Here is an 11,395-nt window from a genome sequence, read left to right as displayed (position 1 = left end):
GGACCGATTGAAGATGAATTGGAATTATTTATACAAGCTATTGGCAATTTTAGCTAAGGGTCTTCACGATTTAACATAAAAAAATTCCAGAAAACGACACACTTTTCATGTAAGATCTTGTATAATGTTATTGCGGAGAACGGTTTCATCGATTCTTTTCAGATCCTTTCATGTAAAGGGTCCAGTAAAGGGTAAACCTGCCGAAAGACAGGGGCACAAAGTCTCGGATCTAAAGTAGAAATACTATGATGGCCGGACTGCCTGGGGACGCGAAAATTCTAGGAGGAGATTTCTTGGATAAGTCCAACCAGGGGAATGACGAACTGCAGGTAGTTGATCTGGATTTAGAATGGGTGCATTTGCTAATGTCTGCTAAGCAGGCTGGCATCCAGGCAGACGAGATTCGGCGTTTTTTTACTGAAAAAGCACTCCAGGCGATGTAGGGCATTCAGCATTGTACGGATACATACAGAAGAGGGCACAGCGGTGTACACCGCTGTGCCCTCTTCTGTTGGAATTTACATGTTGTTTCGGGGTCCCCGCAAAGTACCTGGGTAATCATCGAGGCTGCTGCCTCACTTTGTGGGGTATTTCAGTTATCCTTCTGCTCCAGCCGCCATTTCTGATAATCGAGAAACTCCTTGAATTCACGTTTGCTTATACCAGAGGCCATCGCATCCTGAACCAGCCTGAACCATTCTCCATCGAGAACCGGCTCTGCAGTTTCTGCAATTCCGCCATACAGTAATACGTGAATGGATACTTGGAGTGCATCGGCAATTTTTTCGATAAATTGAATGGAGGGGTTGGATTGGATATTCCGTTCGACATTACTTAAGTATGATTTCGCCACGTCAGCCTTATCCGCAAGCTCGGATAAAGAATAACCCTTCTCCAGCCGGAGCCTATGGATGCGGCTTCCCATATTATCTGACACGATTACAACGCCCTCCGTACTTTTTGTTATCAGTATAACAAAAATTCGCAAAACGGACAAAAACCCTTGTTCCTGCCAGAAGCTGGCGGGGAGAGACAAAACGGCATATCCAGCCCGGATGAGGGAGGATATGCCGTTTTGTGTATATAATTTAATAGCCTTATTTGGCTTCTCCCAAACCTTGCGTAGCATTGAATGTCCAGTTCAGCGCCAAGCCGTCACCCTGGAAGATATTCTGATCCTGGGTATTGTCAACGAATTCGAAAGCAATCTTGAAGGTTTTGGTTTGGGTAGCGGCGATGCCTCCCGGCAGTACACCCGCCGTTACGAGATCATAGCTGGAAGTGTTCTTCAGGTCCTTCAGGGAGATCTCGGACAGCACATGGCCGGCAAGCGGACCGCTGGTATAAGAGCTGTCGAGAAGTTTGATTTTGAAGTGATCTCCAAGATCCTGGCCGGCATTATCGCCCTTCGCATCAGTTACAGTGTAGCTGGTGGCCAGCGTTAGGAGTTTGATATCCAGGGTGCCGTCATTGGACAAGGTGAACGTGCGTACGGTGTAATCACCCGGTTTCAGATTGGTCAGGGCAACAGGTGTATTAAAGGAAGAGCCGAGCTTCAGCGTGCCTGCCGCGAAGGTTGCCGTGCTGGTTGCTGTGGAGCTGAAGTAAGCGAAGGTGCCCCCTCCGATTAAAGACAATCCCAGTGCTGCCGATGCTACGCCAAGACCCAATGTTTTTTTGATACCCATAATTAATTTCCTCCTCGAGTATATTATGTTTTTTTAAGATCGGTGATCAGGAATGCATATACAGATAGATTATTTGAGGGCGCCTTTTTCCTGGTTGGCTTCGAAGTTCAGGGTCAGGGCCAGTGTATCGCCTTGATAGTAGTTTTGCGGCTGGAAGGTTTCCTTGAAGGCAAACTGTACGCTCAGTTTATCTGAGGTGCCTGCTTTGATGCCCCCATTCTCTACACCAAAGATTCCGCCGAGAATTCCCTTGGCTACAAGATCCGGACTTTGCTGCTCAAGTTCGGCCAGTGAAACGACCAGAACAGGTGATGTTACCTTATCCTTGTTAACTAGGAACGTCACAATAATATCGTCTTTGAGATTATGGGCGCCGTTATCTCCCTGGGCATCTGTAATGACAGATGAGGTACGCAGAACAACTTTGGGAATATTGAGCGTTCCGTCATTTTTCAATTTAAAATCTCTTAGGATCGTATCCCCCGGTTTAAGATTGCTGAGATTGACAATAACGGAGGGGTCCGAATTAAGTAATAAAGTTCCGTTGTTAAAAGAAGCTGCAGTGGTGGAGGTACTGCTGAAGTAAGCGAAGGTTCCTCCGCCGACCAGGGTTAATCCGAGTGCTGCCGATACAACGCCGAGACCTAATGTTTTTTTAACGTTCATTTGTTCATCCCTCTCTCATCGTTCTTTTTTTGTCTTTACCTGTCTTCGGGGAAAATTTATTGTTGCTCCGCGTTTCGTAAACGGGAGAGGACAATCGGTTTATTGCACAATGTCTGGAAGGGTATCCGGTCCGCCGGTCACCGCTGGCCCTGCATTCTTCTTCTCCAGTGCCGCTACGGCTTTCCAGGAGGAATACAGTGCGTAGAGGAGCAGGAGCAGCCCGGGGATAATCATCAGCATTACGCTTCCGGCTTTGGAGACCGCAAAATTCATGGCATATCCTACATAAGGGACGGTGACGCCGGTATATTGGCCTACCACATTTGTTGAGCTGACCGCTGAGGTATCGGCTGCATCGTTATTGTCCCCTTTGGTGGTATAGCTGGCTTCACCTATGGCACTGTTTATTGAAGCATCGACCACACGGTGTGTAATCAGGAGGTTATCGGAATTCATGAAAGTAATCACATCGCCTTTTTGAAAACGGGTCATATCCCCGCCCGGCTTAATCGCTACTATAGATCCGGTCTGGATGCCCGGCTCCATGGAACCGGATAACACCGTCTTGATCTGATAGCCTAAGAAGGAAGGTTCGCCTCCGGAGGCTTTGGAGATGACTACTGCTGTTACCAGCACCAGGAAAATCATAAATATCAGTGTGGACAATGTGGTGCTGACTATCTTTTTAATGCGCATATTATTCCCCGCCTTTGCTGGTATCCGATTGTGGAGCAGGTGTAGCTGTAGGTGTAACTGTAGCTGTTGGCTGCGCGGTATCTGTACCGCTATCCGGGAGCTCCCCAGGTGAGTCTGCCGCTGGAGTCGCCTCCGGAAGATTGGCTTCCGGTGCCGGTGTGGCAGGCGGAGCGGTAACCTCTGCATCCGGTGAGGGTGCAGGAGCCGGTTTTTCTCCCTCAGGAGCTTCTATAGCAGGTTCATCGATGGTCTTATCTTCTCCAGGAATGCTGGCTGCGGGCGGATTATTCTTGGTTTGATCGTTCTCTTGTTTCTGCTTCTCCAGTGCATCCCGTTCCGCTTCCTCAGCCTTGGCTTTCTCAAGCGCCAGCCGTTCCGCTTCTTCAGCCTTGGCTTTCTCCTCCAGCGCCGCCTTCGCTTCAGCAATGTGTACCTGCTGTTCCTGCAGCGTGGAGATTGTGGACGATAGGTTGTCTCTGGAGGCTGTTAATTCTGCACTTAACTGATCGTAGCTTGACTGTAAGGCGGGAGATACATTGGGGTCTGCATTGTAGGCTCTGGCCATGAGTGAGAAAATCGGTTCCTCGGCAGGGAAGCCGAAGCTTTCTTGCCGGAGAAGCACCCGGTCAGGATTACCGGTCGGCAGCGAGCCGCCGAAATCATGAATCGTATTCAGATAATGCACAATGCCCGTTAATGTATCCGTCAGGGATTCCGACAGCACCCCGCTTTGATGGAGACCTTCCTGCAGCTGTTCGAAGAACCGGGCGTCACGGATTTCCAGGCAATTGGGTTCGAGATTAACCATATATCCTCCGAGTTGATGCAGAATGGCTGCTGCACTGCCAATTTCCTGCAGAATTTGCTGCCAGATACCTGCATTGAGGCTCAGCTGTGTATCCAGTGCGCTAACTGTATCGCTTGCCAGCCGGATTTGTTCTGAGATCTCACTGGAGATCTGATCCAGTTCCTCCGCTGACAGTTCTTCAGAGACCGGGGGAGTGTTATAGTTCCCGCTCGTAATGTGGCTGCCAAGAGAAGACTTCAGCTGGGTAATTGTGCGGACATGTCCGCTGAACTCTGACAGCAGCTGTTCGATCTGGCCCGGAAATACGGAGCAGAGCCCGATAGAGGTGTTCTGTTCCTGGGAAGTGTTATACTCTCCGTAAGTACTGCCAATCTGATTGGAGGTATACATTATAAGAACAGATACAGCCACACCGGATTGCAGGATCCGAAGACCGAGTTTCGTGTATTTCCGTTTACGCCGTTTGGCGGATCTGGGGTACAAAGGTAGGCCCCCTCTCATGGCTTACTGATTGATATTCGTTATATTCGTTCTTTATTAAGAACGTCTTCGTAATGAAATCATACACTGCACACCCGGGAAAAGAGAAATGTCAATTTCAGCGAATTGTTCGCAATAAAGCACGGATGCATCTGATTATCTTTAATTTTCTTGATATATCGCTGTTTTTCACAAATGTTCTTTATTGAGAACAAAAAAGGTTATGCTATCCGCATAATAACTACGGATAGCATAACCTTTTCCTTTTGTAATGAAGTCCGCTCCTTAAGGAAGCTTCTCTCCGCGTGAGCTGACGTACAGCTCGTACCACTCCTTGCGGGAGAGCTCAATCTTATCCGCCCCTCCGCAGGCTGCGATGCGCAGCGGATTGACGGTGCCGATTACAGGCTGGATGGCTGCAGGATGCGTCATCAGCCAGGCCAGGACGATGGCCTCAGGTGTTGTATTCTTCTCATCGGCAAGCGCCTGTACTCTGGCCGCTGTATTCACCACGTTCTCCGGTTGTCCTTCAAGCGGCCTTCCGCTGAACAGCCCCTGGGCCAGCGGGCCCCAGGCCTGAAGCTGGATATTTCCCGCGCGGCAATACTCTATTGTACCCTCAGGAAACGTGAGGTCTTTCCACTGTTCCCGGTTCACGCTGAGTACGGCATCGACCCAGCTGATTTTGGACAGGCTCATATGCAGCTGATTGACGATGAAGGGCTCGTCACAATAGGTCTCCAGCAGTTTGATCTGGGCAGCACTCATATTGGAGACACCGAAGTGGCGCACCTTGCCGGCTGTCTTAAGCAGGCGCAGTGCTTCGGCGACTTCCTCAGGGTCCATCAGCGGGTCGGGGCGGTGCAGCAGCAGAATATCAATATACTCTGTGCCCAGCCGGGAGAGCGTTCCGTCTACACTGGACAGAATATGTTCCTTGGAGAAGTCGAACATATTGGTGATATCACCCGGCTCCATCAGCCTGATGCCGCATTTCGACTGCAGGATGATCTCCTCACGCAGACCCGGACGCTCCCTGAAGATCTGTCCGAATACCTTCTCCGCCTTGCCCCGGGTATAGATATCCGCATGGTCAAAAAAATTGATGCCGATCGACAGCGCCGCATCCAGCGCCTCATGCCCCTGCTTTATGTTCTCCGCTGTAACCGGTTCATGGTCCCAGCCTCCGCCAAGCCCCATACAGCCCAGCGCAATGCGGCTGGCGGGAATTCCGCGTTTATTAAGTGGTAACGCTTTCAGCAATTGTATCCCTCCATAAGCTTTAACTTTTGAATGCTCTAAGATTAAGTGTACACCTTTAGAATCCGGTATGGTATTTCTTGTCGCTGGAGGAGCGGTGTTTCGTGCCTTCCTTATCCTTCTCCTCCTGCTTCTCGAGTGTCAGATCCTCGACCGGAATCGGATCTACATTCTGTTCGCTTTCATCAAGGTCGAATAAGCTTGGTTTGTCCGTCGGGTATTGCTCGGGATGGTCACGCTCGTCTCTTATCGGCTTCTTATCGTCACTATGGCTCATCTTAAGTTCACTTCCCTTTCGGATTATTTGCAAGGCAAGGATGGAAATGTGCTAGAGAATTCTCCTGAGCCTTGCCGGCAGTTTGCTCCCTAATAAACACAATTCGGGCTAATTAAACACAGGGGCCTGTGATAAACCGCAGGTTCCTGTGTGAACAGGCTTTGGAAATGAAATGGAGGACTGCCCCGGCTGCCTGTAACGGCGGCGGAACAATCCTCCTGAAATTATACTTATTGCGGAATAATCGGGCTGCCTTTGTCACTCAGCCTGCGGGCGGCCACATCCTCATGGAGCCGCTTCAGCCATTTCAGCTCTGTCAGGCTATGCTCATACCGGCCGTACATCAGATGCAGCGCCGAACGGGGCACAATGGAGATATGCTCCTCGTATACCTGGTAGGCGAAGTTCACCTGGTGCTCCGCTTCGCGGATTCGTTCCTCCAGTAGTATCTCCACCTTCTCCTGGTCAATGTAGCGCGAGAATGCCAAGGCCATGTACTGCGGATGATACAGGGGGTCGCTCTTCTTGATCTGCTGCAGAATGAGCTGTTCCATTAACTCCTTGCCTTTATCCGTAATCCGGTAGATGGTTTTATCCGGCCGGTCCGCGCTGCGGATGATCTCCACAGCTTCGATATGACCACCCTCGGCCAGCTTGTCGACTGCATAATATAATGAGCCCATCTGCAGCTTAATGAACTGGTCCATCGTGCGTTCCTTCATAACGAGAGTAATCTCATAAGGATGCATATCCCGTTCCAGCAGCAGCCCCAGAATCAGCAGCTTCATGGACATGGTGCTTACCTCTGCCCGGAAGCCGGAGCTGGCTGGGATTCCTTAGGCTGAATCGTCAGCCGGTCTTTGGGCATTAGCAGGACAAAGATAACGGCAAGCACCGCTGGCACGATAGCCCACATGAAGGTATGTGCGATCGAGGTAGACAGTGAATTTGTGATCTTCTCCAGCACCGGTGCCGGAATCTGTGCACGGGCCTCAGGGGTCAGCGCAGAACGCGGATCGCCGAAGGAAGAGGCCTGGCCGCCGTCTCCGAAGGCCGTGCTAAGCTCCGAAGTGAAGCTGTTGCGCTGGATAATACCGAAGATGGTAATCCCCAGCGTCATCCCGAGCGAGCGCAGGAAGGTGCTGGTGGAGGTAGCTGAACCGCGCTGGCGAATATCGAAATGGTGAATGGATGACATGCTGAGTACGGAGAAGGAGAACCCTACCCCGAAGCCGGTCAGCGCCATGAACGCATTCAGCAGCAGACGGGAAGTATCCGGTGTCAGTGTGCTGAGTGAGAAGATACCGGCAACGAAACACACTGCGGACAACAGCATGATGTTGCGGAAGCTCGTCTTGGTGGTGAGCAGACCGCCGGACTGGCTGCCGATTACCGTACCAATCATCATCGGCATCAGGATCAGACCGGAGTTGGTGGCGGAGCCGCCGTATACCCCCTGGACATAGATCGGAATGTATACCGTAGCTACGATAAACGCCGAGCCGTAGAACAAGCCGAGCAGACTGCTGGTGGCAAACAGGCGCCCCCGGAACATGTTGAACGAGATGACCGGCTCTGCCGCATTCTGCTCAATGAAGATGAAGGCAATCAGGAATACCGCGAAGCCGGCGAACAGTCCGAGAATCGTTGCTGAATCCCAGGCATACTGATTGCCGCCAAGCTCAAGCGCGAACATCAGGCAGATAATTCCTGCCACCAGCGTGAAGGCGCCGCCCCAGTCAATCCGCTGTTTGGCATGGGAGACGGATTCCTTGTAGGACGTCATAATCAGGAAGAAGGAGACGATACCAATCGGTACATTAATATAGAAAATCCAGTTCCAGCCGACGTAATCAGTGATATAAGCGCCCAGCAGAGGGCCGATTACGCTGGAGATCCCGAAGACAGCACCGAATAATCCGGTGAGCTTGCCTCTTTTTTGCGGCGGGAAAATGTCAAATACAATCGTGAAGGCGATCGGCATCAGCGCACCGCCGCCAATCCCTTGGATCGCCCGGTAAATACTGAGCTGTGTGATGCTGGCCGCCGTTCCGCACAGGGCGGAGCCGATCAGGAACACGATCAGTCCGAAGATGAAGAAGCGCTTGCGTCCGTACATATCGGACAATTTGCCGAAGATGGGGGTTCCGGCCATAACCATGACCATATAAGCAGAGGTTACCCAGACGATTTTATCAAGTCCCCCGAGGTCGGAGACGATGGTGCCCATAGCTGAGGCCACAATCGTATTATCCATGGCAGACATCAGAATACCGAGCAGCAGGCCGGCAACGACGAGCTTAAGATTGCTTTCTTTAGTATGCATTTACAGACTCCTTTACGTTCAGTATTCAATGGCAAATCTTATTATATTCAAATTTGAATAGGGTGGCAATCCTTTTTTTCAAAATTAAATACTAAATAATGCTGTGGACGCAAATAAGCCGCCCTTGTACAACAAGAACGGCAGGACTTCTATGTATGGTATTCCCTCGCAGGCGGACCTTTATCCGCAGCGGGGGTAGATGCTTCTTCCTACATGGCCGCATCGCTTGAACGCAGCTCCCGGGCTTCTATGTACCTGATGAACAGCTCAGTCAGCTCCGGGTCAAACTGGCTTCCCGCGCAGGCCCGCAGCTCCACAATAGCTTCTGCGAACGATTTGGTCGGCTGGTACGGACGCTCCGTGGTCATGGCATCGAACGAGTCGATAATGGTCAGCATCCGGCATAGCCGGGGAATCTCTTCTCCCTTGAAGCCGTACGGATACCCTTTGCCGTCATACCGTTCGTGGTGCAGCTCGATATAAGGGGCGAGATCCTTGTATTTATCGTTGGTAAGTGCCATCTCTTTGCCCCAGGTGACATGCCATTTGACCATCTCCCATTCCTCCGGCGCGAGCTTATCCTTCTTGTTAAGTATGCCCCAGGGAATCTCCAGCTTGCCGATATCGTGGATCAGTGCGCCGAGCGTGAACTGCCGTTTGGAGAGATTGTCCAGCGCCAGCAGCTCGCTGATGTCCATGGCATAGCGGAATACGCGTTTGGAATGCTTGAAGGTCTCCAGATCCTTGTACATAAAAAGATTAAGCTGCTGCTCAATATCGCGCACATCCTGACTGAAATCGATGTCGCGCTCCAAGAGAGACTGGTTGCCGTAGACGTGGACCATGTTCTTGCCCTGTTTTTTGGCATAGTACAGCGCCTGATCGGCATGGTCGACCAGCTCTGACTTGAAGTGGACATCGGGCCGGTATCCGGCTACGCCTGCGGAGAACGCCAGACAGCCCTGCGGGAAGATCTCGCTGCCTTCAAAAATAGAATTGTTGAGCGTTTTGCGCAGCTTTTCGATGAATTGCCTGGCCGTCACGGCATCGTAGCCCGGCATCAGCAGGGTGAATTCTTCACCGCCATATCTGGAGACAATAATATCGGTGGACCCGGTTTCCTTCTTCAGTAGCTCAGCCAGAAAAACAATAAGCCCGTCCCCCTTAAGATGGCCGAAGTGATCATTGTATTTCTTGAAATCATCGATATCAATCATGGCCAGGGAGAGTGCGCTGCCGCCTGCCTGCGATCTGCGCATTTCCTCTTCTAGCGCCGCTTCGAAATAGCTGTGGTTAAACAGTCCGGTACGCTGATCGCGGTTAGCCCGCTCTTCAATGTCACGGTACATGCTGAACAGCCGTTTGAAGGAATAGGAGATCAGTACACTGAGGCCCAGGAATAAGGCCAGGCCGGTAATTCCGTTATAGAAGAGCAGAACGGTCAGCACCAGGGAGAGCACCAGCGTGCACAAATAGGCCAGTACGGCGTCTGTCAGCATTGCTTTGAGTGTATTGTAGAGATTCTCACGGAAAATTATGTAGTAGAAGAAGCCGACAAGCAGCAGGTTCAGGATGAAATATATGGCCATAGCGCTGAGGTATGCTGCCAGATAGCTGCTGAGAAGCGGTCCCTGCCGGCCCCCGGACCACGAGAAGATAAAGGCTGCGGAAGTGATCATGATACAGTACACGGCGAAATTATTGAGATGCTTCCAGAGCGGAGTGCTTCCCCATTCGATGAACAGCAGTACGATGGAGCAGAGCAGGAGAACCAGAAGGGCGGACGGGGCGCCGAAGATAAAGATACAGGCCAGATAGATGGAAGAATCCAGTGACAGCCCGTTCCCCTGCGGAGGCAGCTGGAAGGTGAAGACGGTGAGCAGGACGGCCGCGCCTGACATGGCGGTAACCCAGCCCCAGCCGGATGAGGAGAGCTGAAGAATTTGCGGTTCCGTTTGATAAATGAACAAGCCCAGCCCGGCAATGCATATGATAAAGGAGTACAAATAGCTCCTGCGGCGATGCATCTGGCTGATGATTGATTTGAGCACTGCTCCTCCTCCATTCACGTAGTTGTAGATGTTTTATTCTAGGAGATTCGCGTTCAAACGGGAATTCTCCTGCTAAATCATGACAAATACGCATGTGTTACAGGATAAAGGAGATAAGTTGCGGTGAGGCCTTGACATACCCATGGGGGGTATATTATATTGTTACTTGAGGAGGCTGATTCCTGTGTCAACAAATGAGAAGGAGCATGCCGGGCATGATTGCGGCGAGGATTGCCATTCTTCTGCATCCGGCGTCCGCAAGAGCCATCATTCCCCGGAATTCAAGAGTGGACTGACCACCCGGCTTAACCGGATTGAGGGACAGATCCGCGGCGTCAAAGGCATGATTGAACGGGATACCTACTGTGATGATGTGCTTAATCAGCTGGCGGCGGTGCAGGCGGCACTGAACAGTGTCGGCAAGCTGCTGCTTGAAGGCCATATGAAGAGCTGCATTATCGAGCGGATCGAAGCCGGCGAGCATGAGGTTATCGATGAGCTGCTGATTACGGTGAATAAGCTGATGAAATAGAGGTTGGGCCTGGGGAGTTTGAATGGAGAAGTCCTAATTATTGATGGAGGTCGTAACTGCGGTGAATGTTTGAACTTTCGGCCGCTGTTGTCCCCGGATTTCTTTGATTTAAACCGCTATTTGCGGTAGAAATCCGTGGACAAAGGCGGTCGCTGGCGCTCCTACAGTTTCAAAATTCCCCTCCGTTACTTTCATCTGGGATTATTTTTTCTCAAGATCAAACTCTGCAGGCAATGCGGGGAGCCGTCAAACCAAGCATTCGCTGGCAATTAAGCGGATGCTAACCAAATTAAGCGTATGCTTTCGAGGCTGATCAGGAGGCGTATGCTATTCAAACCATTAGGAGGGTAATCAAATGTCGAACGTAACATTGAATGTAGAAGGAATGTCTTGTGGTCACTGTGTAAGTGCTGTAGAGAAAGCTGTGAGCGGCGTTGGGGCTGCGGCGAAGGTAGATCTTCCGGCGAAGACGGTAGCGGTTGAATTTGACGAGAACACTGTAAGCCTGGATGCAATCAAGGCGGCTATCGAGGATCAGGGCTACGACGTAGTTTAAGTGAAGGATTGTAATGTAAGGGCTTGGAGCCGGGAACCCTAGAGCAATAGGGCCG

At 51.1% G+C, this 11,395-nt stretch carries 13 protein-coding genes and 1 riboswitch; of the genes, 3 read left to right on the top strand and 10 right to left on the bottom strand.

Translation table 11 applies throughout. The annotated features are described in order from the left end of the window. Positions 1 to 180: 180 nt before the first annotated feature. Positions 181 to 265, top strand: a riboswitch (cyclic di-GMP riboswitch). Positions 266 to 293: 28 nt separating this feature from the next. Then, positions 294 to 443 (top strand): anti-repressor SinI family protein, encoded by a 150-nt coding sequence (locus NYE33_RS02085; protein WP_081969799.1) that lies wholly within the window; start codon positions 294 to 296, stop codon positions 441 to 443. Between the two features lie 149 nt (positions 444 to 592). Here NYE33_RS02085 and NYE33_RS02080 read toward each other — a convergent pair whose 3' ends face one another. The 10 genes from NYE33_RS02080 to NYE33_RS02035 form a co-directional block, all read right to left on the bottom strand. Then, positions 593 to 925 (bottom strand): helix-turn-helix domain-containing protein, encoded by a 333-nt coding sequence (locus NYE33_RS02080; protein ID WP_042140681.1) that lies wholly within the window; start codon positions 923 to 925, stop codon positions 593 to 595. 172 nt (positions 926 to 1,097) lie between these two features. Next, complete coding sequence (locus tag NYE33_RS02075) at positions 1,098 to 1,688, bottom strand: TasA family protein (protein ID WP_042133023.1); 591 nt, start codon at positions 1,686 to 1,688, stop codon at positions 1,098 to 1,100. Between the two features lie 69 nt (positions 1,689 to 1,757). Then, the gene (locus NYE33_RS02070; protein ID WP_042133025.1) at positions 1,758 to 2,354 is read right to left on the bottom strand and encodes a TasA family protein; all 597 of its coding nucleotides are present in this window, start codon (positions 2,352 to 2,354) and stop codon (positions 1,758 to 1,760) included. A gap of 99 nt (positions 2,355 to 2,453) precedes the next feature. Beyond that, positions 2,454 to 3,050 (bottom strand): signal peptidase I SipW, encoded by a 597-nt coding sequence (gene sipW / locus NYE33_RS02065; protein WP_042133026.1) that lies wholly within the window; start codon positions 3,048 to 3,050, stop codon positions 2,454 to 2,456. Position 3,051: 1 nt separating this feature from the next. Next, on the bottom strand, positions 3,052 to 4,341 hold the full coding sequence (locus NYE33_RS02060) for a hypothetical protein (protein ID WP_042133027.1): 1,290 nt from the start codon (positions 4,339 to 4,341) through the stop codon (positions 3,052 to 3,054). Between the two features lie 282 nt (positions 4,342 to 4,623). After that, positions 4,624 to 5,601, bottom strand: a complete 978-nt coding sequence (locus NYE33_RS02055; protein WP_042133028.1) for an aldo/keto reductase — start codon at positions 5,599 to 5,601, stop codon at positions 4,624 to 4,626. Positions 5,602 to 5,656: 55 nt separating this feature from the next. Next, positions 5,657 to 5,875, bottom strand: coding sequence for a hypothetical protein (locus tag NYE33_RS02050; RefSeq protein WP_039299476.1), 219 nt, complete (start codon positions 5,873 to 5,875; stop codon positions 5,657 to 5,659). 230 nt (positions 5,876 to 6,105) lie between these two features. Then, positions 6,106 to 6,669, bottom strand: coding sequence for a PadR family transcriptional regulator (locus tag NYE33_RS02045; protein ID WP_042133031.1), 564 nt, complete (start codon positions 6,667 to 6,669; stop codon positions 6,106 to 6,108). Between the two features lie 5 nt (positions 6,670 to 6,674). After that, on the bottom strand, positions 6,675 to 8,201 hold the full coding sequence (locus tag NYE33_RS02040; RefSeq protein WP_042133033.1) for an MDR family MFS transporter: 1,527 nt from the start codon (positions 8,199 to 8,201) through the stop codon (positions 6,675 to 6,677). Positions 8,202 to 8,410: 209 nt separating this feature from the next. Continuing rightward, positions 8,411 to 10,228 carry a diguanylate cyclase gene (locus tag NYE33_RS02035; RefSeq protein WP_042140682.1) on the bottom strand — a complete coding sequence of 606 codons (1,818 nt, stop codon included), beginning with the start codon at positions 10,226 to 10,228 and terminating at the stop codon, positions 8,411 to 8,413. Between the two features lie 166 nt (positions 10,229 to 10,394). Here NYE33_RS02035 and NYE33_RS02030 point away from each other — a divergent pair, with 166 nt between their 5' ends. After that, complete coding sequence (locus NYE33_RS02030; protein ID WP_042133035.1) at positions 10,395 to 10,784, top strand: metal-sensitive transcriptional regulator; 390 nt, start codon at positions 10,395 to 10,397, stop codon at positions 10,782 to 10,784. A 355-nt stretch (positions 10,785 to 11,139) separates the two neighbouring features. Continuing rightward, positions 11,140 to 11,340, top strand: coding sequence for a copper ion binding protein (locus tag NYE33_RS02025; RefSeq protein WP_039299488.1), 201 nt, complete (start codon positions 11,140 to 11,142; stop codon positions 11,338 to 11,340). Positions 11,341 to 11,395 lie beyond the last annotated feature (55 nt).

Origin of the sequence: Paenibacillus sp. FSL R10-2199, from assembly GCF_038000235.1 — a bacterium.
Taxonomy (GTDB): domain Bacteria; phylum Bacillota; class Bacilli; order Paenibacillales; family Paenibacillaceae; genus Paenibacillus_AQ; species Paenibacillus_AQ phytohabitans.
The sequence above is the reverse complement of the archived record's forward strand: the minus strand, read 5'-3'. Positions and strand labels throughout refer to the sequence as shown.